This window comes from Martinezella calliandrae, from assembly GCF_030272695.1.
GTDB lineage: Bacteria > Pseudomonadota > Alphaproteobacteria > Rhizobiales > Rhizobiaceae > Rhizobium > Rhizobium calliandrae.
In genome coordinates this window covers 48,431-73,365 of the sequence record NZ_JARFYN010000028.1, presented here as the reverse complement: position 1 = coordinate 73,365, position 24,935 = coordinate 48,431, and the positions used below count along the sequence as shown (strand labels likewise).

The 24,935-nt window shown below is 59.6% G+C and carries 20 protein-coding genes and 1 tRNA gene; 10 read left to right on the top strand and 11 right to left on the bottom strand.

The annotated features are described in order from the left end of the window. Positions 1-42: 42 nt before the first annotated feature. The 4 genes from araD1 to chvE form a co-directional block, all read right to left on the bottom strand. The gene (gene araD1, locus PY650_RS20735) at positions 43-1,041 is read right to left on the bottom strand and encodes an AraD1 family protein (RefSeq protein ID WP_285881429.1); all 999 of its coding nucleotides are present in this window, start codon (positions 1,039-1,041) and stop codon (positions 43-45) included. A gap of 115 nt (positions 1,042-1,156) precedes the next feature. Further along, positions 1,157-2,371 carry a multiple monosaccharide ABC transporter permease gene (gene mmsB / locus PY650_RS20730; RefSeq protein WP_285881428.1) on the bottom strand — a complete coding sequence of 405 codons (1,215 nt, stop codon included), beginning with the start codon at positions 2,369-2,371 and terminating at the stop codon, positions 1,157-1,159. Next, positions 2,368-3,906 (bottom strand): multiple monosaccharide ABC transporter ATP-binding protein, encoded by a 1,539-nt coding sequence (gene mmsA, locus PY650_RS20725; RefSeq protein ID WP_285881427.1) that lies wholly within the window; start codon positions 3,904-3,906, stop codon positions 2,368-2,370. Before mmsA ends, mmsB begins: the two co-directional genes overlap by 4 nt. A 106-nt stretch (positions 3,907-4,012) precedes the next feature. Continuing rightward, on the bottom strand, positions 4,013-5,077 hold the full coding sequence (chvE, locus tag PY650_RS20720; RefSeq protein WP_285881426.1) for a multiple monosaccharide ABC transporter substrate-binding protein: 1,065 nt from the start codon (positions 5,075-5,077) through the stop codon (positions 4,013-4,015). Positions 5,078-5,349: 272 nt separating this feature from the next. Between chvE and PY650_RS20715 the strand changes: the two genes are divergently transcribed. Both PY650_RS20715 and PY650_RS20710 read left to right on the top strand, forming a co-directional pair. Next, positions 5,350-6,357 carry a LysR family transcriptional regulator gene (locus PY650_RS20715; protein ID WP_285881441.1) on the top strand — a complete coding sequence of 336 codons (1,008 nt, stop codon included), beginning with the start codon at positions 5,350-5,352 and terminating at the stop codon, positions 6,355-6,357. A 99-nt stretch (positions 6,358-6,456) separates the two neighbouring features. Further along, positions 6,457-6,927 (top strand): hypothetical protein, encoded by a 471-nt coding sequence (locus tag PY650_RS20710; RefSeq protein ID WP_285881425.1) that lies wholly within the window; start codon positions 6,457-6,459, stop codon positions 6,925-6,927. On the opposite strand, the gene PY650_RS20705 is transcribed toward PY650_RS20710, so the two are convergent. After that, on the bottom strand, positions 6,928-7,188 hold the full coding sequence (locus PY650_RS20705; RefSeq protein WP_285881424.1) for a hypothetical protein: 261 nt from the start codon (positions 7,186-7,188) through the stop codon (positions 6,928-6,930). 247 nt (positions 7,189-7,435) lie between these two features. On the opposite strand from PY650_RS20705, the gene iolG reads away from it, so the two are divergent. Further along, on the top strand, positions 7,436-8,428 hold the full coding sequence (gene iolG / locus PY650_RS20700; protein WP_285881423.1) for an inositol 2-dehydrogenase: 993 nt from the start codon (positions 7,436-7,438) through the stop codon (positions 8,426-8,428). Between the two features lie 67 nt (positions 8,429-8,495). Here iolG and PY650_RS20695 read toward each other — a convergent pair whose 3' ends face one another. Genes PY650_RS20695 through PY650_RS20685 form a run of 3 tightly spaced genes read right to left on the bottom strand, consistent with a single transcriptional unit; the run spans position 8,496 to position 12,902 of the window. Next, positions 8,496-10,229: a CRTAC1 family protein gene (locus PY650_RS20695; protein WP_285881422.1), complete on the bottom strand. Its 1,734-nt coding sequence runs from the start codon at positions 10,227-10,229 to the stop codon at positions 8,496-8,498. After that, positions 10,226-11,650, bottom strand: coding sequence for a cytochrome c family protein (locus PY650_RS20690; RefSeq protein ID WP_285881421.1), 1,425 nt, complete (start codon positions 11,648-11,650; stop codon positions 10,226-10,228). The genes PY650_RS20695 and PY650_RS20690 overlap by 4 nt, the downstream gene beginning before the upstream one ends. Positions 11,651-11,660: 10 nt before the next feature. Continuing rightward, entirely contained in the window at positions 11,661-12,902 is a 1,242-nt protein-coding gene (locus PY650_RS20685; protein WP_285881440.1) for an ROK family transcriptional regulator, read from the bottom strand. Between the two features lie 222 nt (positions 12,903-13,124). Between PY650_RS20685 and xylF the strand changes: the two genes are divergently transcribed. The 4 genes from xylF (at position 13,125) to PY650_RS20665 (ending at position 16,831) form a co-directional block, all read left to right on the top strand. Next, positions 13,125-14,165: a D-xylose ABC transporter substrate-binding protein gene (gene xylF, locus PY650_RS20680; protein ID WP_285881420.1), complete on the top strand. Its 1,041-nt coding sequence runs from the start codon at positions 13,125-13,127 to the stop codon at positions 14,163-14,165. Positions 14,166-14,456: 291 nt separating this feature from the next. After that, complete coding sequence (locus PY650_RS20675; RefSeq protein ID WP_285881419.1) at positions 14,457-15,785, top strand: sugar ABC transporter permease; 1,329 nt, start codon at positions 14,457-14,459, stop codon at positions 15,783-15,785. A 15-nt stretch (positions 15,786-15,800) separates the two neighbouring features. Continuing rightward, positions 15,801-16,583, top strand: a complete 783-nt coding sequence (locus PY650_RS20670) for an ATP-binding cassette domain-containing protein (RefSeq protein WP_120704920.1) — start codon at positions 15,801-15,803, stop codon at positions 16,581-16,583. A 171-nt stretch (positions 16,584-16,754) separates the two neighbouring features. Continuing rightward, positions 16,755-16,831 (top strand) — tRNA-Arg (locus PY650_RS20665). Positions 16,832-17,400: 569 nt separating this feature from the next. Here PY650_RS20665 and PY650_RS20660 read toward each other — a convergent pair. Next, a complete protein-coding gene (locus tag PY650_RS20660) occupies positions 17,401-17,847 on the bottom strand; it encodes a hypothetical protein (protein ID WP_285881418.1) in 447 nt (148 codons plus the stop codon). 75 nt (positions 17,848-17,922) lie between these two features. Here PY650_RS20660 and PY650_RS20655 point away from each other — a divergent pair, with 75 nt between their 5' ends. Then, positions 17,923-18,174 (top strand): DUF982 domain-containing protein, encoded by a 252-nt coding sequence (locus PY650_RS20655; RefSeq protein WP_285881417.1) that lies wholly within the window; start codon positions 17,923-17,925, stop codon positions 18,172-18,174. A gap of 787 nt (positions 18,175-18,961) precedes the next feature. Here the strand turns inward: PY650_RS20655 and PY650_RS20650 are convergent. Further along, positions 18,962-19,780 carry an alpha/beta fold hydrolase gene (locus PY650_RS20650; RefSeq protein WP_285881416.1) on the bottom strand — a complete coding sequence of 273 codons (819 nt, stop codon included), beginning with the start codon at positions 19,778-19,780 and terminating at the stop codon, positions 18,962-18,964. Positions 19,781-19,952: 172 nt separating this feature from the next. On the opposite strand from PY650_RS20650, the gene PY650_RS20645 reads away from it, so the two are divergent. After that, positions 19,953-20,876, top strand: a complete 924-nt coding sequence (locus PY650_RS20645) for a LysR family transcriptional regulator (protein ID WP_285881415.1) — start codon at positions 19,953-19,955, stop codon at positions 20,874-20,876. Between the two features lie 562 nt (positions 20,877-21,438). Here PY650_RS20645 and PY650_RS20640 read toward each other — a convergent pair. Next, positions 21,439-22,416 (bottom strand): GlxA family transcriptional regulator, encoded by a 978-nt coding sequence (locus tag PY650_RS20640; protein WP_285881414.1) that lies wholly within the window; start codon positions 22,414-22,416, stop codon positions 21,439-21,441. Between the two features lie 35 nt (positions 22,417-22,451). Here PY650_RS20640 and PY650_RS20635 point away from each other — a divergent pair, with 35 nt between their 5' ends. Continuing rightward, positions 22,452-24,932 (top strand): CoA transferase, encoded by a 2,481-nt coding sequence (locus PY650_RS20635; protein ID WP_285881413.1) that lies wholly within the window; start codon positions 22,452-22,454, stop codon positions 24,930-24,932. The last annotated feature ends 3 nt before the right edge of the window (positions 24,933-24,935 follow it).

Genomic DNA, 24,935 nt, shown 5'->3' with positions numbered 1-24,935 from the left:
CGTGGAAATTGCCGGCCGCACAAGGGCAGCCGGCTCCGACAATTAGAGCTGGCGAACCGCCACATTCTCATCGGCGGCAACGGCGAGCGGATTGCTAAGCGGCAGTCCGAAGTCTGCTACCTCGATTTCGAAGACGTCGCCCGCTTCCGGCTTGATGCCATCCGCGAAAGAGAGAGTCGCCGTGCCGAACATATGGACATGGACGTCGCCGGGAACACGGAACAGGCCGTATTTGAAATGATGGTATTCGAGATTGGCGAATGTATGCGACATGTTCGCCTCGCCCGAGAGGAAGGGCTTCTCGAAGATTACCTTGTCGCCTCGCTTGATGCGCGAGGTGCCCCTGATGTCCTCTGGTGCGGCGCCGATGCGGATTTCCGGACCGAAGCTTGCAGGACGCAGCTTGGAGTGGGCAAGATAGAGATAGTTGATCCGCTCAGTGACATGATCGGAAAATTCGTTCGAGAGCGCAAAACCGATGCGGAACGGCGTGCCGTCCTTGGCGATGACATAGATGCCGGCCATCTCCGGCTCTTCGCCGCCGTCGAGCGCGAAGGAGGGAGAAACGAGAGCGGCACCCGGCGCGGCGGCGCCATAGCCGTTGCCCTTGTAGAACCACTCGGGCTGGACGCCCTTTTCGCCGGCCTTCGGCTTGCCGCCCTCGATACCCATCCTGAACATCTTCATGGAGTCGGTCAGCGTTTCTTCGGCGGCTTCCGTCGTCTTCTTGTGCATGGAATCGCGGGTCGCGGCGGAACCGAGATGCGTCAGGCCGGTGCCGGTCAGATGCAAGTGAGCGGCATCCGGATGAGTGATCGGCGACAGGAAACGACCTTCGACACAAGCTTTTTCCAGATCGATCGCTTCGCCGAGCCCATGCGCCTCGATGACCGAAACGAGGGACTTGCCGCTATCGGCAGCTTCCATTGCAAGCTTGTAAACGCTGCCGCCGTTGATGACGGCCTTGGCGCCATCGCCGGGCCCATTGCGGACCGCAACGACGATCTCGCCGTTCGAACCCTTGATCTGGGAGATGAGCATATCTTTCGCCTTTCCTAATAGACAGAGATCGGATGCACTTCACCGTTCCGGCTCTCGTCGAGAGCCGGACTCTGTCATGGATTTGGTTTTAAAGCCTCGGCTGATCGCGCTGCGATCAACCCTTGTTCTTGTTGTAGACGTCGATGAACACGGCAGCGAGCAGAACCGCACCCTTGATCATCTTCTGAGAGTCCGTCTGATAGCCAAGGATGGACATGCCCTGGTTAAGCACGCCCATGATCAACGCGCCGATGACGGCGCCCGTCACCTTGCCGACGCCACCCGACGCCGAAGCGCCGCCGATGAAACAGGCCGCGATCACGTCGAGTTCCAGACCGTCGCCGCCCTTGGCGGTTGCCGAATTCAGGCGCGTGGCGATGATGATGCCGGCGATGCTGGCAAGGATGCCCATGTTGATGAAAGTGTAAAACGTCAGGCGGCGGGTATCGATACCCGAAAGCTTCGTCGCCTTCTCGTTGCCGCCCATGGCATAGATGCGGCGGCCGATCGTGGTGCGCTGCGTCGCGAAGCTATAGAGCGCAATCAAAAGCAGCATCAGAACGAGAACGTTCGGCAGGCCGCGATACGAGGAGATCTGGTAGCCGATGAAGATCGTCGCAGCAGCTACAACCAGGTTCTGGCCGAGGAAGAAGCTGAACGGCTCGACGTCGATGCCGTGCTGTTCGTTAACATTGCGACGACGCCATGAGAGGAGGAACATGACGATCGGGATAGCGATGGTGAGGAAAATCGACGTGGAGCGGATGGTGCCCATATCGATGAAGTCGGGAATGAAGCCGGTTGCGACGATCTGGAACGCTGGCGGGAACGGGCCGATGCTGCTGCCGTTGCCGGTCGTGTTGATGATCGCATAAGTCAAGCCGCGGAAAACCAGCATGCCCGACAGTGTCACGATGAATGAGGGAATGCGGTGGTAGGCGATGAAATATCCATGCCAGGCGCCGACCGCGGCTCCCATCAGAAGGCAAACGACCGTCGCAAGCGCGAGATTCATATGCATCTGCACAACCAGCACGCCGGCAACCGCACCGACGAAACCGACGACGGAGCCGACGGACAGGTCGATATGACCAGCAACGATGACCAGCAGCATGCCCAACGCCATGATGACGATGAATGAATTCTGCAGCACGATGTTGGTCAGGTTCTGCGGCCTGAACAGAACGCCGTTCGTGAGATACTGGAACAGCAGCATGATGATGACGAGGGCGATCAACATACCGTATTCGCGGATGTTGTTGCGGATATGATCGCCGATCGAAACGACGTGGCTGCTTTCCGTGGTTGTGGCTGGGTTGGCCGAACTCATTGGTGCTTCTCCCCTGAGCGCATGATAGCGCGCATGATACTCTCCTGGCTTGCCTCTGCCTTTGGCAGCTCGGCAACGATTCGACCCTCATTCATGACGTAGATGCGGTCGCAGGTACCGAGAAGCTCAGGCATCTCCGATGAGATCATCAGAACGCCCTTTCCGTCGGCGGCAAGCTGGTTGATGATGGAATAGATTTCGTATTTGGCGCCGACATCGATGCCGCGCGTCGGTTCGTCAAGGATCAGAACGTCCGGATTAGAGAACAGCCATTTCGACAGCACCACCTTCTGCTGGTTGCCGCCGGACAGGTTGCCCGCCTCCTGGAAGACGCCTGCCGAGCGGATACGCAGCTTGGCGCGATAGTTTGTCGCCACCTGCAGCTCCCGGACGTCGTCAATGACGGTCGCCTTGGAGACGCCCATCAGATTGGCGAGCGTCGTATTGTGCAGGATGCTGTTCGACAACACGAGGCCGAGTTGCTTTCGGTCCTCGGTCACATAGGCGAGACCGGCATCGATCGCCCGGCGCACCGTGCTGGTGTCGACCGGCTTGCCATCGACGTAGACTTCGCCGCTGACCTTGTGACCGTAGGACTTGCCGAACACGCTCATAGCAAATTCGGTGCGGCCGGCACCCATCAAGCCGGCAATACCGACCACTTCGCCCTTGCGCACATTGACGTTGATATTGTGCAGGACCTGGCGGTCGCGATGCTGTTGATGGAAGGCGTTCCAATCCTTCACTTCGAAGATCGTCTCGCCGATCGGAACCGAACGGGGCGGATAACGATCCGCCAGCTCGCGGCCGACCATGTTGCGGATGATGATGTCTTCGCTGATCTCTTCTTCGTGACAGTTCAGCGTCTTCACCGTCATGCCGTCGCGCAACACCGTGATCTCGTCGGCCACCTTGCGCACTTCGTTGAGCTTGTGCGTGATGATGATCGAGGTGATGCCGTGGTTGCGGAACTCGATGAGGAGGTTGAGGAGCGCGTCGGAATCACTTTCGTTAAGCGATGCCGTCGGCTCGTCGAGAATGAGCAGCTTGACGCTCTTCGACAGGGCCTTGGCAATCTCGACGAGCTGCTGCTTGCCGACGCCGATGTCGGTCACAAGCGTGTTCGGAGATTCCTTGAGACCCACCTTTGCAAGGAGCTGCTTGGTGCGAGTGAAAGTTTCCTGCCAATTGATCATGCCATTGGCGACGACCTCATTGCCCAGGAAAATATTTTCGGCGATCGACAGCAGCGGCACGAGCGCCAGCTCCTGATGGATGATGATGATGCCGATCTCTTCGGAGTCCCTGATGGTCTTGAACTGACGGACTGCGCCGTCATAAAAGATGTCACCATCATAGGTGCCAGCCGGGTAGACGCCTGAAAGCACCTTCATGAGGGTGGACTTGCCCGCCCCATTTTCTCCGACCAAAGCATGGATTTCGCCCTGACGGACCTTCAGATTAACATTTTCCAAGGCGTTCACACCAGGAAACGACTTGGTGATGCTCCGCATTTCGAGGATGGTATTGTCCATTGTCCGTATCCAACGCCGCGGTCGACCATAGCAGACCGGGCGATCGTCTTAAATATTAAAGCCAGGGCTCGCATTTAAGCGAGCCCTGACCGGGTATGCAGGAAGATTACTTCAGCTGATCAGCCTTGTAGTAACCACCATCGACAAGGATCTTTGCGTAGTTGGTCTTGTCGACTGCGACCGGGGTCAGCAGGTAGGACGGAACAACCTTGACGCCGTTGTCGTAAGTCTTGGTGTCGTTGACTTCAGGCGTCTTGCCTTCCATCAGAGCGTTGACCATGTCGACGGTAACCTTTGCGAGGTCACGGGTGTCCTTGAAGATCGTGGAGTGCTGCTCGCCGGCGATGATCGACTTGACCGACGGAATTTCGGAGTCCTGACCGGTCACGATCGGGAGCTTCACGCCGCCGCTGCCGTAACCAACGCCCTTGAGCGAGGAGAGGATACCGATCGACAGGCCGTCATAAGGAGACAGAACGGCATCGACATGGCTATCGGTGTAGTAAGCCGACAGCAGGTTGTCCATGCGAGCCTGGGCCGTTGCCGGATCCCAACGCAGCGTGCCGACCTTGTCCATGCCCATCTGACCAGACTTCACAACCAGCTTGCCGCTGTCGATGTAGGGCTTCAGAACAGACATTGCGCCGTCATAGAAGAAGAAGGCGTTGTTGTCGTCCGGAGAACCGCCGAAGAGTTCGATGTTGAACGGACCCTTGCCATCCTTGAGGCCGAGTGCGTCGACGATCGAGTTCGCCTGCAGGACGCCAACCTTGAAGTTGTCGAAGGTCGCATAGTAGTCGACGTTCGGGCTGTTGCGGATCAGACGGTCATAAGCGATGACCTTGATGCCGGCATCGTGAGCCTTCTGCAGAACGTCGGACAGCGTGGTGCCGTCGATCGAAGCAACGACGAGAACCTTGTCGCCCTTCGTTACCATGTTCTCAATCTGAGACAGCTGGTTCGGAATGTCGTCGTCGCCATACTGCAGGTCGGTGCCGTAGCCGGCGGCCTGGAGCTGCTTGACGATGTTGTTGCCGTCATCGATCCAGCGAGCCGAAGCCTTGGTCGGCATAGCGATACCAACAGTGCCCTTGTCTGCCGCAAAGGCAGGGGCAACCAGCGTAGCGACGCCGAGCGCAGCGCCGGCCATCAATGAGATAATGGATTTCATTACTCTCTCCCTTGTTAACAATGCGGCGGACGAAAAAACGCCCGCCCGAGTCTGCGGCAGGTTCCGTAGAAGGAATGGTTACTTCTAATTGTGAGAAACGAAGTAGGTCTCCTCCACGCTCTCACGTGCATGAGCTGCACCCAGCGCACGAGCGGCAAACTCGTACGATTTCGTATAACTGTCAAATAGAATAACTGGCGCGACATATACCTAATTTGGTATAGTGTTAAAAAATAGTACTTTTTTGCCGATGAACGGGAGATTTGGCGGTGATGGAGAAAATATATAGCGATTATTCGAGCGAAGGCATCGAGATTCACTCGGACAGTTTTCGCGACGACACCCTGCTCAAGGCCGGTTTGAAGCTCAATCACCTGCGTATGATCGTCACAATCGAGGATCACGGGCAGATTTCGGCCGCCGCTGAGTCTATGAACATCTCACAACCTGCGGCTTCGCGCATGCTCTCGGAAATGGAGTCGATCGTCAAAAGCCCGCTCTACGAGCGTGTCGCCCGCGGCGTTGTGCTGACGCCTTTCGGCATGGCGCTCGCCAAGCGCGCGCGCAAGATCCTGCTCGAACTGCGCGAGGCAAGCCGCGAGATCGGCGAGCTCAGAACCGGCAAGGGCGGCTCGGTTTTTCTGGGCGCCGTGACGGCGCCTGCGATCAGCCTTGTCGTACCGGCGATCCAACTTGTGACGCGCGCCTATCCCGGTCTCGAGATCAATATCGAGGTGGAGACCAGCAACGTGCTCGCACGCGAACTGCTCGCCGCTCGCCACGACTTCATCATCAGCCGCATTCCGGATGAGCTCGATCCGCGCCTGTTCACCGCCCATGAGATCAGCGTCGAGAAAGCCTGTCTCGTGGTCCGCAGTGGCCATCCGCTGCTGGAGAAGGGCGTTGCCAGTCTTAAGGATCTGCCGAGCTACGATTGGGTCTTCCAACCTCCGGGCACTTTGCTCCGGCGCAAGGTGGAGGATATCTTCGTCACGGCCGGCGTGCCACTGCCGGAAAACGTCATCAATACCTCTTCGCTGCTGCTGACGCTTGCCATCGTCTGTAGGACGGATGCCATCACGCCAGTCGCGCTCGACATGGCGCACTTCATGTGCGGGCAGTCATCGCAGGCCGGAGAATCCTGCATTCTGCCGATAGATTTCGATATTGAAGTGAAGCCCTATAGCCTGATTACCGCCCGTGAGCGCGCGATGCCCCCAAGTGCCCGGCTGTTGCACGATATGATCCTGCAGGAAAGCAGGAACCTCGATCTGGCTTGAGCCTGCCTCAAGACCGCCTCTTCCAGTTCAGGATCATTGTTGCAGCGATAAGCTCCGCGCCAACTTGCGTGGCTATTTGAGACGCTTCTGGAGGCAGGCATGTTGTTCGGGCAATCGCTGTTTCAATCCGTCCTCGATCGTCTCGACGCGGAAGAAGAAGACAAGTCAGGCAGGGACGATGCGGCGCATCGCATCCGTGGCCTCAATGTGAGCTTTGCCGCGACCGTTTTCGGAGGCGAGCCGCCGGCGTCTGCTCGTCCGGACGACGCCTATGTCGACAATCTCGGCAACGAGATCCCTTTGACCGAGGTGCGGCTGGAGCCCGAACAGAAGGAACCGGAGCCGCCCTTAATGCCGGATTACCTGGCGCGGACCTCACGGGAAGAGGTGGCGGCGGAACTGGCGATCTCTTCAAAGAGCACGCTTCAGTCCCTCCATGAAAAACGCCGCGCTTTCGCCAAGGCCAATCATCCAGACAGCGTCGCCCCGCCCTTTCGCGAACAGGCGACGACACGCATGATGATCGCCAATCAATTGATCGACGAGGCCATAAGGCGTCAAGCGCGATAGCTACTTCTTCTCGTCCGTCGGCCCATCATCTTCTGCTTCGTCGCTTAAAGCAGCGCTCTCGGCCTTAGCCTTGGGCGGCTGAGGATTGAAGCTTAGGAGCAGCATCCAGGCGGCGTAGGCGCCAAGGCCGCCAGCAAGGACGGCCCAGAAGGGTTGCGGACCGAAGGCCTCGACAATTGCCCAGCCGAAGCAGACGGCAACGATCAGAACCCGCACCCAAAGCGGCTTATAGATAGGATGATTGGGGTCGATCAATTGCATGGGTCTCGTTCGCCTGTTGGAGTGAGCTTGTCTTTAGCGCATGATCCCAAAAAGTGCGAAGTGGTTTTCGAACAAGATCATGCCAATCAGTTCTGGCGCGGGACGGCGATTTGCGGATAAGCCAATTTCGCCACATGAATTTGGGAATTGTGAAACGCTGGCAGCTTGACGCGGCCATTGGAAAATGGAATGAAAATTCCATATAGATTATTATTCGGTTTATTTGTTCCGAATCAGGGAGATGAAGATGACTGTCAGATTTGGTCTGCTTGGCGCCGGGCGCATCGGCAAGGTACATGCAAAGGCCGTTAGTGGCGATGCCAATGCCAAGCTCGTTGCTGTGGCCGACGCGTTTCCTTCCGCCGCGGACGCAATTTCCGCCGCCTATGGCTGCGAGGTCCGCACCATCGAAGCGATCGAGGCCGCCAAGGACATCGACGCCGTCGTGATCTGCACACCGACCGACACCCATGCCGACCTTATCGAGCGCTTCGCCCGGGCCGGCAAGGCGATCTTCTGCGAAAAGCCGATCGATCTCGATGTCGCCCGCGTCAAAGCCTGCATCAAGGTAGTGGAAGAAGCGAAAGGCAAGCTGATGGTCGGCTTCAACCGCCGCTTCGACCCACATTTCATGGCGGTCAAGAAGGCGATCGACGACGGCCGCATCGGTACGGTCGAGATGGTGACGATCACCTCGCGCGATCCAGGCGCCCCGCCGGTCGACTATATCAAGCGCTCCGGCGGTATTTTCCGCGACATGACCATCCATGATTTCGACATGGCCCGCTTCCTGCTCGGTGAAGAGCCGGTCGCAGTCACCGCCACCGCTGCGGTCCTCGTTGACAAGGCGATCGGGGACGCAGGTGATTACGACAGCGTCTCGGTTATCCTCCAGACGGCATCCGGCAAGCAGGCGATCATTTCCAATTCCCGCCGCGCCACCTATGGGTACGACCAGCGCATCGAGATCCACGGCTCGAAGGGCATGGTCGCGGCCGAAAACCAGCGGCCGTTTTCGATCGAAGTCGCCAACGGCGACGGCTATACCCGCCCGCCCCTGCACGACTTTTTCATGACCCGCTACACCGAAGCCTACGCCAACGAGATCGCAAGCTTCATCGCCGCCGTCGAAAAAGGCACTGCGATCACGCCCTCCGGCGCCGACGGCCTCGCCGCGCTTAAGCTTGCGGACGCTGCGCTCCAATCCGTCAAAGGTGGGAAGCTGGTCAAGGTCGACTAAGACAATATCGATGTCCTGAAAGTCAAAATGGCCGGGTCAATCGCCCGGCCATTTTCATTCGATCCCATCACTTCGTCGCCGGCGGCCCGGTCACCGCTTGAGCGGTTGGCTGCGCCGCGACGGCAGCCTGGTTGTCACCTGCAGGCGGCGCAAACCAATATTTGGCCGAAGTGGTGCCCCGTTTGATGACGACATGCTGGTTGGCGAAGATGCGGTATGGCTGGCTCCATTCTCCATCCGGCCACTGCACGCGCACCACGGCGCGTTCATTGGTCCCGAGGCCGAAATGCGTGAAGCCGACATGGCCCGACGCGTGACCACCTCCGATCTCAACGCGCTGTACCTGCGTCTGCGTGCCTGCCCGGACATTGATGGTGGCGCCAATACCCATATGATTGATCGGGCCATTGTCCAATTCGATTTCGGTCCAATTGCCGAGCGGGCGATAACCCCAATTGGTTTTTGCGCCGAGATTGCGGAACAGGAAGGCGCGCTGCATGCGGTTGACGACGAGGATGTCGAGCATGCCGTCATTGTTGAAATCCTCGACGACGGCGCCACGCCCCTTGCCAGGAAGCGCAATGCCGGCCTCATCACCCTTTTCTACGAACTTTCCGTCGAAGCCGCCGAGCAGCAGGTTGTCGGGATCGCTGCTGGCAAATTCCGGCATAGCCTCGACATTGCCCTTTGTCAGAAACAGATCCATGTTGGTATCGTTGTTGATGTCGGCGAACTGCGCATGCCAGGCCGTCGACGGCCTGTGGTCGTTTCCGGTATAGGGACGATAGGCGGCAGCTCCCTTTTCGTAGGCAGTGTCCCGATAGGTCGGGCTATCGTTGTCAGCCTCGTCATCCAGCTCCTGCAGCTTGTTATCGCCCATCGACGTGATGAAATATTCCGGCTTGCCGTTTGCCCTCGGATCGGCCTCCGCAAGTCCCATGCCCCAGATCTTCAAGGACGCCCAGCCTTCTGCGGTCGTATATTGCCGCGGCGGCCGCCCCGGCGCGATGTCCCAGAGTTGCTCCTGTCCGCCACGATAATATTGGCGGTCATTGGCGACCCGCAGCGAATCCTGGCCAGAATGGTTCCAATCGGTAAACAGCATTGACAGCGTGCAATAGCTCGGCTTCAGCGGCAGCGGATTGGAATAGTCGACCTTGTCATTACTGACAGGACGATCGAAAACATTGTCGCTACAGGTGCCGAATGGCGTTCCCGGCGCATAGCGGTCGACGTAGTTGCCGAAAGCAAGCGTCGGATATTTGTTGCCGGCCTCCCAGGTGGCAGCAAAGGCAACCGTCCAGTCCTTGCCGCCGTCGAAGGCGAAGGTGTGATTTGCCTTTTCGAAGGTGCAGTTCGGACCGCCCTTCAGGATAATATTTTCACCGAGCCGCAAAAGGACGACGTCCGTATAGCCGTCATTGTCGATATCGATCGGATAGACGCCGAGGACCGACCGGAGATCCTTGTCGGAAAGATTGATCGGCTTCTCTTTGAATTTCAGCGCGCCGCCTGTTTCGCTTTCATTGACATAAAGCGCCAGCGGACTGGTGCCGCCAGCCAACATCAGGTCGGGCTTGCGGTCGCCATTGCAGTCGAAGCTGGCAACGCCGCCACCGACGAAATATTCCCAGCCGCCGGTATATTGATGGTCGATGCCGGCGGCGACCGCTTCCTCCTGGAAATGGGGGACATCCATCAGGAATGGCACCGGCGCGGGCGCGTCGTCGGCGAAGCTGCCGGGCGCGAATGAGAGCGAAGTCATGCCGGCGACGGCAAGGAGGGTTGCGGTATTCTTCATTGGTTCACCCCTGCCTGCTCGATGACCAGCGTCTTGAGAAAAGCGATGATGCGGGCGCGATCGTCGTCGGATGCTCCGACATAGGCGTCGCGAGCGGCGCGCCCGTCGCCGCCATGGGCACGAATCACACCGTCAAGCGTCGTGATGTCGTTGCGATGACCATAGGGCGGCGTCGAGGCCACACCCCAAAGCTCCGCCGTCATGAAGATATTGCGGTCGACGAAGCGCTGCGCCAGAAGCTCGTTGCCGAGCTGATCGACGCTGCTGTCGGTCATGGTGTGGCGCTTTAGATCGCCGAACAGCGGCACCAGTACCTGCCCCTTATCGTTGCGCTTTAGCTTCTTCGTCCAGTCAAGCTGCGACAGGTCGTAGACAGCCGGATCTTTGACCTGCGAGACGTTCAGCGTGCCGGCAACGTCGTTCGGGCCGGGATCCGAGAAGGAGAGACTGTCGAGCGGCAGGCTCGTCCTGTGGCAGGCCGTGCAACCCATGCCGTCAAACAGCTTTTCGCCTGCCGCAGCCATATCACGCCATTGGGCATTGTCCGGCATCTTCTGCACTGGCGCCGGCAAGGTTGCCTGCCAGGCGACGAGCGCCGAAACATCGCCATCGCTCATCTCATCGGCATGTCCGTCACCATCGAAATCCCTGGTCCCCGTCCAGCGGGCCCCGAAGCGTTCCACCGGCTCCATGCCGTGATGCTGGTTCAATGCATTGACGGTGAACTGTCGGAGCGATGTCATCACGCCCTTCTGGCTGAACGGCCGGATGACGAGATCCATGTCGAGGCCATCGAGCTCCTGCATGTCGACCAGGCCATTGGGCTGTGCGGTCAGCCAGCCGAATTTGACGCCCTTGGTCTCGAGCGGGACGCGCTGGGGCTGGCCGGTTTTCGCCGCAAGCGTAATTGCCTCGGCGCGCTGGCGCTGCAGATCGACGGTCATCTCCCGTGCCAGAAGCTCGACCAGACCATCACCAAACAGGCTGTTCGTGCCGCGCTCGTTGGAGAATTGCGGATCGGTCGTGTCGAAATCCGCGCTCTCGAACCCTTCTGAGACGAAAACATTGCTGGTGAAATCGCCGGCGCCGCCCGGAAACGGCATATTATGGCAGGAGGAACAGGCATTAGCATCGACACCGGCCGTGCGGCTGAATTCGTTTATCACCGGATGCTTGCGCTTGGTCGGCACGATCGCCTGCGTGGCGCCGGGGCGCCCTGCCCCGTCCTCCACCGTGAAGCGCGCCGTAAACAGCGCCTCGCCGATCTTGATGAGGTTCTTGAGCTGTTCGACCGTCTGATGGCCCGAAACCTCGGCGCCGGCCTGGCCGATTGCCGCGGTCTTCTCCTCCCAGGGCTGAGCCGCGATAGCCGGCAATCCCGCCGCGGCAAGACAGAGGCACATCAGTGCCATTCGTTTCATAGTCCCCTCCTCAAACAGTCTGCTCATTCAATTCCGCAACGGCAACTCCTGATCTGACGATGTCATCGTCCATCATCGCCAGCGCCCGGTTGAGGTGCCCCTCAAACACCAGCGTCGGTTCGTCCGCCATCACCCGCAGCTCCGGCATGCCCTCCATGCGCACGACATGCGATTCCGCCAGCCCCTCGGAAATGCCCTCCAGCAGCAAGTCGTAATAGCGCGTCCCGGGGCCTGTGATCGCGATCGGCATGCTTTCGTGCAGGCTGAGCACGCGCGAGAGACCATAGCCGAGTGCCAATCCCGCCTGCCGGAAGGCGTGGATATTGCGGCGACTGCCCTGCCGGGCGCTTGTTGCGATCTTGTCGAGTTCGGCGACCGGCACGAATTTCGCGGGGATCGTGTCGAGCGGCACGTCGAAGGCCGTGCGCAGAATGGCGTAGAAGCCGGCATAGGCCTCTATGCAGCCGCGCGAGCCGCAGCGACAGAGTCCACCGCCCGGCATATGCAGCATATGGCCGAAATTCGGCGCAGATATCTGGAGCTTTCCTTCATCGCCGCGGCGCACCACGCCAAGGCCGATGCTGTGGCCGAGCGAGAGTGCCGCAAGCGCGCGGAAGTCACGGCCCTTTTTATTTTCCTCCAGGCGGCCGACGGCTGCAGCGACGAGCAGCGTCTCGTTGTCGAGGATGACTTTCGCCGACCATTCGTCGCGCAGCACAGCGGCAAAATCGATCTGCTCACGCCCGAATATCGGCGACCAGCGCAGCACCGGCTCCGAACTTTCTACCAGGCCCTTGCTGCTGATGGAAATCATCATAATCTTGTCACGCGACAATCGCGAACGGACGACGATCCGGTTCAAGGCGTCGCGCAGCCCGCGCACAAAAGAGGCGACGTTCGAAACGGTCTGCTGCCTGTCCTCGGTGAACCGGTCGATCAGCCGGCCGGCATAGTCCACGAGCGAATATTGAACGGCATCCGACGAAATTATGACAACGATGAGATAGCCGCAATTGCGCCGCTGCGAAAACAAGACGCGTGGGCGGCCGCGGCCGCTTGCTGTCTGGTGTTCGGCCTTCTCGATGATCTGCGCCCGTTCCAGATCGGTGGTGATGACCGATATTGTCGCCGATGAAAGCTTGGTGAAATCAGAAAGTTCAGTATGGGCGAGCGGACCGTGGCGGCGTAGCGCCGTCAGCACCAGAACACTGTTTTTCTGGCGGACCAATTCGGTGCTCGATTTGGCCAGCATCATCAAGCCTCCCGCTCATTCCACTCCTCCTGTCGGCAACTCTAGCCGGCTGTTCTTCAACGGCCGATTAAACCTGGCAGTGCGGTGTTGACAGTTGAAAAAATCTCTGACACTAAATTTCTCGACTGTCGAGAAAAAAATCCGAACCTTTTTCGACAGCGTTATCGCGGCGGCCGGCGGGAGCTCAGGGCACGTGCGGTCGCATTCACTCGGGAGGATAATATGAGAGCTTTAATCAAGCTGGCTGCCGGCGCGGCCATCGTTTTGACCATGCAGACAGCGGCCTTCGCGAAGGATCTCGTCGTCGGTGTTTCCTGGTCAAACTTCCAGGAAGAGCGTTGGAAGACCGACGAAGCTGCCATCAAGAAGGCACTCGCTGCTGTTGGCGCCAAGTATATTTCCGCTGATGCCCAATCTTCCGCTTCCAAGCAGTTGACCGACGTTGAATCTCTGATTTCCCAGGGTGCCAACGCTCTCATCATTCTCGCTCAGGACTCCGACGCCATCGGCCCGGCCGTTGAAAAGGCTGCCGACGAAGGCATTCCGGTCATCGGCTACGACCGCCTGATCGAAAATAAGGCCGCCTTCTACATCACATTCGACAACAAGGAAGTGGGCCGTATGCAGGCTCGCGAAATCCTGAAGGCCAAGCCGCAAGGCAATTACGTCTTCATCAAGGGCTCGTCGACCGACCCGAACGCCGACTTCCTCTTCTCTGGCCAGATGGAAGTGCTGAAGCCCTCCATCGACGCCGGCAAGATCAAGAATGTCGGCGAAGCCTACACGGATGGCTGGCTGCCGCAGAACGCGCAGCGCAACATGGAGCAGTTCCTGACCGCCAACAACAACAAGGTTGACGCGGTCGTCGCCTCCAACGACGGCACTGCCGGCGGCGCCGTTGCCGCTCTCGACGCCCAGGGCCTCGCCGGCTCCGTTCCGGTTTCCGGCCAGGACGCCGACAAGGCGGCCCTGAACCGCATCGCGCTCGGCACGCAGACCGTCTCCATCTGGAAGGACTCGCGTGAGCTCGGCAAGCGCGCCGCCGAAATCGCCATCGACCTCGCCAACGGCAAGTCCATGGACCAGATCACCGGCGTCCAGACTTTCACCGGCGGCCCGAAGCATGTTCCGATGAAGTCGGTCTTCCTGACCCCGCAGCCGATCACCAAGGACAACCTGAACGTCGTCATCGACGCCGGCTGGATCACCAAGGCTGAAGCTTGCCAGGGCGTAAAGGCCGGCGCTGTTGCAGCCTGCAAATAAGCTGTCCTTGAACGGTTGACCCGATCATAATACCGACGCCGCAGCGGCACTCCGTTGCGGCGTCGAATGCGGATCAGGAGCAGACAACTCTCCCTTGTAGTTGGAGACCACGCTTCCCGCATCGTGCTGCGCCATCGCATATCCCGCTGGCCCGCCGGATGGCGGTCGACGGGACCGGAACGAAGACCGGCCACACAGGCGATGACGCATAGTTGAGATTGGCGCGGTATCGCCAGCGATAGCCCAGAATGCATCGCAGACCGCGCCCAACAGTGGGAGAACGGCAAAGCGATGGCCGACATGACACAGTCCACAACATCGAGCGGTCCACGCGACACAGAAGTCGGCCTAATCACCCGCTTCCTGCGTGCTACCGAAATCGATACCCGCCTGCTCGGCATGATCGGAGCGCTGCTGATCATCTGGATCGGCTTCGATCTTTATCTCCGGATATTCGACGGCCGGGAGTTCCTCACCGCCAGAAATCTTTGGAACCTTTCGGTGCAGACCTGCGAAATCGCGGTGCTTGCCACCGGCATGGTGCTGGTCATCGTCACGCGCAACATCGATCTTTCGGTCGGCTCGCTGCTCGGCTTCGTCGCCATGATCATGGGCGTCATCCAGGCCAAATGGCTGCCGCAATATCTCGGCTTCGACAGCTCCTGGACCTGGGCCATCACGCTGATCTGCGGTCTGGTCATCGGCACGGCCATCGGCGCCTTCCAGGGCGCGATCACCGCCTTCATGAATGTCCCCTCCTTCATTGTCACGCTCGGCGGATTTCTCGTCTGGCGTGGCCTCGCCTGGTATGTCACCAGTGGCCAGACCGTGGCGCCGATGGACTCCACCTTCGTCGTCATGGGCGGCGGCGGCGCCACCGGTTCGATCGGCGCGACCTGGAGCTGGGTGGTGGGTGTGATCGCCTGCCTGCTGATCATTGCCGGCATCATCGGCTCGCGCCAGCAGAGAAAGCGCTTTCACTTTCCGCGCCGTCCGCTTTGGGCGGAATATTTTCTCGCCGCCCTCGGCTCCCTGATCGTCCTCGGCACGGTCTATCTTTTCAACAGCTATGATTGGCCGGTCGGCATCGCCAAGCGCTACGCCACGGACCATAATATTCCCTGGCCGGAGACGGGACTGGATATTCCCTACGGCATCGCCGTTCCAGTTCTCATCGCCGTCTTCATCGGCATCGTGATGACCTTCATCTCCACGCGCCTGCGCTTCGGCCGCTATGTCTTCGCAATCGGCGGCAATCCGGAAGCAGCTGAGCTCGCTGGCATCAAGACCAAATGGGTCATCGTCAGGATCTTCGCGCTGATGGGCTTCCTCGCCGCCGTCGCGGCCGCCATTTCCACAGCGCGCCTCAACTCGGCCGTCAACTCGCAGGGCACGACCTACGAGCTCTTCACCATCGCCGCAGCCGTCATCGGCGGCACGTCGCTTGCCGGTGGCAGCGGTACGGTCGCCGGAGCCATGATCGGCGCCCTGGTCATGCAATCGCTGCAGTCGGGCATGGGTCTCGCCAATGTCGATACGCCAATTCAGAACGTCGTCGTCGGTGTTGTCCTGGTGGTCGCCGTTTGGCTCGACATCGTCTACCGCTCGCGCGCCAAGTAAAAGGAATTCTGAACCATGACGGATCAAACCACTCCGCTTGTGGAAATGAAGAACATTTCCATCTCCTTCGGCGGCATCCACGCCGTCGACAACGCCTCGGTCGACCTCTTCCCCGGCGAAGTCGTGGCGCTGCTCGGCCATAATGGTGCCGGCAAGTCGACGCTAATCAAGATCCTCTCCGGCGCCTACAAGCGCGACAGCGGGGAAATCCTGATCAATGGCGAGCCGGCCGATATCCGCACGCCGCGCGACGCCAAGAAATACGGTATCGAGACGATCTACCAGACGCTTGCCGTCGCCGACAATGTCGACGCCGCCGCCAATCTCTATCTCGGCCGCGAGCTGCAGACCCGCTGGGGCACGCTCGACGACGTCGCCATGGAAGCCTCGGCCCGCAAAGTGATGGGCCGACTGAACCCCAACTTCAAGCGCTTCAAGGAGCCGGTGAAGGCGCTCTCCGGCGGCCAGCGCCAGTCGGTAGCAATCGCCCGCGCCATCCTCTTCAACGCCCGCATCCTGATCATGGACGAGCCGACGGCGGCTCTCGGGCCCCAGGAAACGGCGCAGGTCGGCGACCTGATCAAGGAATTGAAGAAGGACGGCATCGGCATCTTCCTCATCAGCCACGACATCCACGACGTCTTCGATCTCGCCGACCGCGTCTCGGTGATGAAGAACGGCCAGGTCGTCGGCCATGCCCGCACCGAAGACGTCACCAAGGACGAAGTCCTCGGTATGATCATCCTCGGCAAGGTCCCCCCCAAGGCCATCCCCGGCCCCGGCGCGATGAAGAGCTGAGCCCCTGATATTCTCAAGCAAACAAACAAGGCCGCGCCCCCCAAGCGATCGCGGCCTTCTTTCATTCAGAAAAGCCGATATGCGCTTTCCCGCATTTTCCGCATTGAAGCCAAGCGCTTCCTAGGCTAAGAACCACCTCATCGGACAGGCGAGTCAGATAGCCTAAGGCATGCACCCGTAGCTCAGCTGGATAGAGTGTTGGATTCCGATTCCAAAGGTCACAGGTTCGAATCCTGTCGGGTGCGCCATATTTTTCAGGGGCTTTAGCGAGTTTTCGCTTCGAGGAAAAAATCGACAGGAAGCACATAGGAAGCAAAGCTGTTCGTTCCGCCATTTGATCAAACACAATTTTGGCGCGATTTTAAGCGGCGCGTTGGGCTTCTCTGGAGGTAACCTTGCGAACTCTCATCATACTTCTATCCGCTCTCTTGACATTGCCCTGTGTTGCTTTCTCTCAAGACAATGCTCCTGAGCGAAAAGTGGCCTTCGGAGTAATGATTGAAGGGGCCGAGCCATTTTTTGGTGTGGTCACTTGCCGACTAGACCGCGATTGCGAACTGGTCGATCATCGTAACCCTGATGTAGGGCTCACAATCGTTGCTGAAACCAGCCGACTGCGTGTCGATTGTGGATTCAATTCATGCGTGGCGGAACCCGAAACGCTTTCCATAAACTTGCGTCAGACGGGGAAAAGGCTCCCTTTCGAGCTATCTGAAGGCCGGGATCCAGGACACGATGCTGTGATGTATTATAGAGAGCCCATTGGCCACATTTTTATCGAGTATTAAAAGCCGGACTTTTCACAAAGCGCCTGGATCTACGCCGCCTCTGCCGGCAGCTCTGCATCAGGTATCGCCCGGGTGCGCAAATCGCCGGATGTTATCGATTTGCCCGTGTGTTTTGCCTCTGTGTGGGACACATGTAAAGTTACCTCACCGCGCAAGATTATTTCACTCTTGGGCAAGTTAGCTTCAATCATTTGCAATGATTTAAAAATCCACCGCTGAACCGTTCGTTTAACCCAAGCCCTTTTCTTCGGGTTGCGGCGATTGCGGGTGCTCAGATATCGACTCCAATCCCACCCGCGGGCTTTGACATAGGCGTAGGCAAGCAATGCCTGCCGCGCTTCCTCATCCCACACGTACTTGCGGATCCAGTCGAATGCTTCCTCCATGCGGCTGATCCGCTCTTTGCCGCATTTCGCGCGCCTCTCGGTCTGCCGGCGTTGGGCAGCTTCAGAGGAAGCGGCGGATGTTGATGCCATTCGGTGATCTGCTCACCAAGAACCCTCCGGAACATTCCGAGATTCCGCCCGTTGACGATGGTAAGGAGAATGCTCATGGCCCACTGGTGGAGTAAGTCGGTGATAGTCGAAACGCGGCAGTCCGGCGCGCGGCTGGTAATCTCGAATGTAGAGCGCGCGGCCGACTACATGTTGAACGGATGGCCGAGGTTTGAAGACGGCAAAGCCTTTCAAGCCGGCAAGAAAGCACTGCTGGCGGCGCATGACGGACGGATGAACGCAGAGGAAGCGCGAATGGCATTCATTGCAGCGCTCGACGAAGGCGACGTCTATATCTTTGACGAGTGAGGTCACGCAGCCCCCATAATCTGGCGATATTCTCTGTCCAAGCTGCTGAGATCGTCAGCATCGGTGAAGCCAGCGGCAGGCGGTACGAGGAGACGTCGAGGGCTCGTTTGTGTTCGAAGACAGCGCGTCGATGGCGACGCTCGCCAAGACGATAGAGGAATTTCACTGGCTGTTGACGAAGACGAACATCAGTCAACGGCCTCGCCCGTAGTGCCGCGCCTTTTGAACTCGTCGCGACGCGATCGCATCACGCACGGCGCTGCGAACCGCCACTAATGAAACGCGAGTTGTTCGTCAGACCCGGATCGCGCATGTTTGCCCGAGCGGCCATGCGATATCGAACCTTAAGGGCGGGGCGCACATGGGCCCAGAAACACAAAAGCTCCCCGTAGGGAGCTAAGTGTGCGAGTATTTCTTTAGACTCCCAAGCCGCCCGTGCACTGCCTGAAGTTACCTAAGGCCGGAAGCCGAAAAACGAGCCTTTAATGAGCACTTCGGAAGCTGGTGGTACTTCCGACATTAAATCAACGGACACACCTCTGCTCTTAACTCCTAGTTGTCGAAGCCGAGACGCCGAGCCATTTCGGCCGGTGGAGTAATCGGCCACCGCAACGAAAAATTTAAGCGCGACAAGTTGCATCTTTCACTACGCACCAAGCAAAATGCCACTGTCGGAAGCACCCTCCTGAACACTCCACGTACCAGCACCAACAGGTGTCACCCGGCACTGCCGGGTGACAGATCGTCTGGCCGACGTTGGATGAAGGCCACGGTCCGGTTGATGTCGTCAAGCCCTGATGAACGAGAGCAGGTCGGGGTTAAGGATATCTGCATGTGTGGTCAGCATGCCATGGGGGTAGCCCGCATAGGTCTTCAGCGACCCGTTCTTGAGCAGGTCGACCGCACGCGGCACTGAACTTGCAAAGGGGACGACTTGATCGGCCTCGCCATGCATCACCAGCACCGGCACGGTGATCTTCTTGAGGTCTTCGGTATAATCTTCCAGCCAGGAGGCGACAGTCGCGTGGTGAGCGAGAGCGCCGCCAGCCATGCCCTGGCGCCACCAGTTCGCAATGATTGCCTCCGAAGGCTTGGCCCCATCGAGGTTGTACCCGTAGAACGGATTCTCAGGGACGAAACGGTAGAATTCCGACCGGTTGCCCAGCACGCCCGCGCGAATCGCTTCGAACCACTCCGGCGGCTGACCGGACGGGTTCTCCTCGCTCCGGTACATGTTTGGCGTCAGTGAGGCGACCAGCACCGCCTTCGCGACGCGCTCCTGGTGGCGGGCGACATAGCGAGCCACCTCACCGCCACCTGTGGAGTGGCCGATGTGGATCGCATCGCGCAAGTTGAGGTGCTCCGTCAGGGCCGCGAGGTCAGCAACCCAGTGGTCCATGTCGTTGCCGGTGCCGGGCTGGTCGGACCGGCCGTGGCCGCGCCGGTCGTGGGCGATTACCCGGTAGCCGTGATGAAGGAAGAAGGTCATCTGGGCATCCCAGTCGTCCGCCGAAAGCGGCCAGCCGTGGCTGAAAACGATCGGCTGGCCTGATCCCCAGTCCTTGTAGAAGATGTTTACGCCGTCCGTGGTCGTGATTGTAGGCATCGTGTCGCTCCATCTGTTAAACATTCGTTTTGGATACAGTTGATTGCGAAATACGTCCGGTGAGGCGTGTTCGATCATATCCCAAAACTACGACGTTGACTAAATCCCCTCTTTATCAAGGACAAATACCTTGTACGTTCGAGCTATGCCTTGAATGTATAGCGAGGACCCGATGGAACTCAGGCATTTGCGCTATTTCGTTGCTGTTGCGGAGGAAGGAAGCTTGCTGACCGCAGCCGAACGGCGGCTACACACTTCCCAGCCCTCACTCAGCAGGCAAATTCGCGATCTGGAAACCGAAATCGGTGTAAAACTGCTGGAACGGCAGCCGCGCGGCGTGACGCTCACCGCCGCCGGTAAAGTGTTTCTTGATCACGCGCGGCTGGCTTTATTGCAAGTCGAGGCGGCTGCGGAAGGCGCACGGCGGGCGGAACGGCCGCAAAAGCGGTCGTTCACTATCGGTTTTCTCGCGGGACAGGAGGTCGTGTGGCTACCCCATGCATTACGCATTATTCGTGAGGAAGCGCCAGAGGTTGAAATCATACTGTCCAGTCAGTCTTCCCCGGACCTTGCGCTGGCACTGATGCGAGGCAAGCTGGACGTCGCTTTCCTTCGCCCCGAGACGCAGAGTGTGGGTGTGTCCTTCAAGTTTTTAGCCAAGGAGCCGCTGATTGCCGTAATGCCGGCGGACCATCGCTTGACGTCTCGGAAAAAGATCCGGCCGCAGGACCTTGCCCGCGAAACTTACGTCAGTTCGGCTAGAATTTCTCCCGTATTGCAATCCGTGATCCAAGATTACGCGTCGAAAGTTGGGATCACACTCAAGGCAGAGTACGAAGGTGACGGCCTACCATCAGCAATGTCGCTCGTCGTGTCTACAGGTGGAATAACGCTCATTCCGCTCTATGCGCAAAATATGCTGACGCCAAATGTCGTTGCCAGAGCACTTGAGGGTGTGCCTCCGACAATTGATCTCACCTTAGGATACAACGATTCAAATTCCTCACCTTTGCTCCGCCGATTTTTGTCTCGTTCTGATGAATTAGTCGCCAACATACAAAACCAGAGCATCATCCGCTATGCTGAAGTTCCATAGTAGAGATCAAGCCGCGATCAAGCGTCCGCCTCCCGAAAGCCGCCAGTCTGCGACGCCTTTTCTGCCGCTTCGAACCGCAGGGGCTTGGAGAAATACAGCCTGATTCCATTCATCCGCTCGCGGCTGCCGCAAGATTTATATAGCGCAAACAACGGCATAGGGGTTCTCAGTTTCATCCTGTCGGCTGCGCCAAAATCGCCACCACTCCAGAACACCCCCCAGAGACGGCAGCTTTGCGCCCGTATGCCGGTCATTGGCCACCGGTCGCTGTCACCACAAAGCGGATATTGTGAAGCGACAACGTGGGCCGAGGTTGCGCCAGAAGTGGTGATTGGCTTTGCTTGGATAAATGGTCGTTTTGAGGGTCCCGGGAAATCGTCGGTTTCCCCGGGGGCTGATCCGCCTACCGGGAGCAAGGCACTGGTCAATCCAGCGTTCTTTTGGTCATTCAGGCGGCAGCAATGAACTCCCTGAACGCGTCCAAGGTGGCGCTGGCGACGGAAATGATCGGGTCGCGGGCGGCTAAAAACAGCCAATCGACTCCGGGGCTTCCTTGACAACTTCAATGGGCCGGCCCGGATTGGGCGTGGACAAGGGCGCGCCTCAACGATGCGGCGCAAGAAAACCCGCAAAGCGCGGCGGCATCCGTTGCGGACATTCCTTGTTGGAAAATGAGCTCCCTCGCACGCGCCAATCGCATGTGCCGATAGCATTCTCCGGGCGCCATCCCAACTTCGGCTTCGAACAGTCGCGCCATGGTACGCAGGGTCAACCCGGTCGCGGCGGCGATATCAGGCAGAGTTCTGGGGGCCTCGATAGAGGCCGCCATCAGATCCATCACGCGGCGAAGTCTCGGGTTCGGGTGCGACGGGATCGCTCCGAACCCTGCATCCTGCCCAGCCGCTACGCGGGGAGCGTGCAAAAACATGGCGGCCGCGTCGAACCGCGCCGCTGCCCCAAACCGACGCGCGATGTCTTGCAGGACCAGCTCCATTGCGCCTGCCGCGCTGCCGCACGTCATCCAGCGACCATCGATCGCATAGGGGGCATGGATGGTCCGAACTTCAGGAAAAGCCTGGGCAAACTCGGCCAGCAACTGCCAGTGGAGCGTTGCCTGCCGCCCGTCCAGATATCCCGCCGCTGCCAGGAGCCATGCCCCGGTGTCCGCCGCGAAGACAATGTCGGCCTTACGCGCCAGACGTAACGCTCGACGCGTTTCGATGGCGGTCGCGTCGGCACGGAAACGGTCGCCGCCTAGCAGTATCAGGACATCGCAGGGGGACGCCTTCGACACGGAGCAGTCGGGCGCTAGCGACAGGCCGCTCGATGATTGCACGACGTTGTCATGCGGGGTGATAAGGGTCCAGGAAATATCCATCCCGTGCTCATCCCGCACTACCCTTAATGGCTCGATGAGACAGGCGAGGATCATGTTGGAGAACGCATCGAACAGCAGAACGTTGACACGCATGCCAGCACGCGACTTTGGCAGATTTTGTTCATTATTGGCAGTATCCGTTATCCCGCCGATTTCGGCCATGGGTAATCTGGAAAAAATCACTTCGGAGTTTTTCCATGACCGATCGCCCTCTGTCTCATATTCGCGTACTTGATTTCGGCCACTATCTCGCCGGTCCTATGGTCGGTATGATGCTGGCCGATCTGGGGGCCGAGGTGATCCGTATCGACCCGCCCGGCGGTCCACGTTGGGACGACCCGGCCTTTACCATGCTATCGCGGGGAAAGCGCGCGCTAACGCTGGATCTGAAGACTGATCAAGGCCGTAAAACAGCGCTGGATATGGTCGCTCGTGCCGATGTGGTTATCGACAATTTCCGCCCGGGCGTCATGCAACGGCTGAGGTTGGGGCCGGCCGATCTGCGTGCGGCCAATCTGGGCATTGTGTCATTGTCGCTGCCGGGCTTTGGCTCGACTGATCCAGAGCTTGCCAAGCTCGCCGCCTGGGAAGCGGTGATCGCCGCGCGCACCGGGCAGTTCACCGATATGGGCCTGAACCGGCAGTTGATGGGGATCAACCCCTCCTTCACGCCGCTTGGGCTGGCCTCGGCCTATGGCGCCACCTTCGGGGCGATGGCCGTGCTGTTGGCGCTCGGCGCGCGCGACCGGATGGGCGGCGACCATATCGAGGTGCCGCTAGCTTCGGCGTTGTTCGAAGGACTCGTCTATAACTGCGAGCAGATCGAGAATTATCCCGCTCGCTACAAGTCCCCACGCGAATTGGAACTCGATCGCCGCCGCGCCGGGGGCCTGCCGCTTGATCTCAGCTACGTAGATCTTGGCGCATTCCTCGATCCGTTCTACCGCACCTATCGTTGCGCCGACGGGCGGGGGTTCTACGTCGTCTCCTGCTCCATTGTGACTCATCCGCGTCGGGTGCTCGAGGTCTTGGGGCTGGATGATCTCGCAGCGACGCTGCCGGACTTCGATGCATATTTGGATCAAAAGGACTGGCCCGATGCGTGGGCGATGCGCAACTACCCTGTCGGGCCGCGCGACCGCGCCCGTGTGGCGGAGGCGATGCAGGCTGCCTTCCTCACCCGCCCGTCCTGGGAGTGGGAGGAGCTGTTCGGGTTGGCCAAGGCGCCGGCGTCGGCGCAGCGCAGCACGCGCGAATGGCTCGCCGATCCGCATGCGCTGGCCTCGGGGTTGGTGTTGGAGGTGGACGATCCTCGGCACGGTAGGATGCGGCAATTGGGGAATCTCGCGTGGCTTGCCGATGACACCGGCGCGATGGACAAGCGGCCGGGGCCGATGGCGGATGAGTTCCGCGCCGACCTTCCCACTCTTCTGGCCGAACCGCCGCGCGCCGAACCGCTAGGAAAGGGCGCTGGCGGCTGGCTCGACGGGCTGAAGGTCGTGGATCTCACCAACGTGATCGCCGGGCCGACGATCGGTTCGACGCTGGCGCGGTTCGGGGCACAGGTAACGTCGGTGCAGCCGGTAAGCCCTTCGGTCGATCCCTGGAACGCCATTGTTTTCGGCTTGCACGCTCATCGCGGCAAGGAAAGCGTGCTGTTGAACCTTGGCGCCGAACGGGGCCGCGCGGCCCTCGCACGGTTGATCGTGGGAGCGGATGTCGTGACGATGAACGGCACCGACCAGCAACGCGACGCCCTCGGCCTGACCCCCGCGGCGCTGGCCGCCATAAACCCGCGCGCAATCCTCGCACAACTCGACGCATGGGGTGGGCCTCTGCGGGGACCGAAATCGGATCATCTGGGCTATGACGATCTGGCGCAGGCCGCGACCGGTGTCATGGTCCGCTTCGGCGGCGGACCGGACACGCCTGAGGAACACGCCCATTTCGGCACAATTGACGCATTGACGGGCTACGCCGCCTGCGTGGCGCTCGGCGCGGCTCTGGAGCGGCGGCGGATCACCGGCAAGGGAGGCGTGGCACGGGCAGCGCTGGCAGGGTGCGGCGCGATGATACAGGCGCAGTTCATGTATGATTTCGACGGGCGCGCACCATTCGACGAACCGTCGGGACGTAAAACGCGGGGCTGGGGCCCGTTCTATCACTGCTACCGCGCCGCCGATGGCTGGATGTTCTTCGCCGCCCCTAATGAGAGGGGAGCAGCCCTGGCGCGCGTGCCGGAACTGGCCGATTTGACCAGCCAGCCAGAGGAGGGGCTGACCGAGGCCCTGGTCGATCGTTTCGCCGGTCATCCCATTGCCCATTGGCAGGAACGGTTCCGGGGTGGCTCAGCCAGCGTTGTTCCGCTCGGCTCTCTCTCGGTCAACCGCGACGCAGGCCTGCATCATGAAAGCGATGGCCCCGCCGACATCCGCCGGGCCACCTATCGCGCGATCCGTCATGACCAGCACCCGATGGGTCGATGGGTCGATCTGGTTGCCCCCAATGCCGTGCGCCCGGAACACGCCGCGATCACCATTCCCGGCCCGGCACCCAAACCCGGCGCGGAGACGCGGACGATCCTGGCACGGCTTGGTTACACGGAGGATGAAATCGCCGCCATGGTCGCCGCTGGTGCAGCGGGCGAAGGTTGGGCCGAGAAATATTTGCCGGAGTGATCC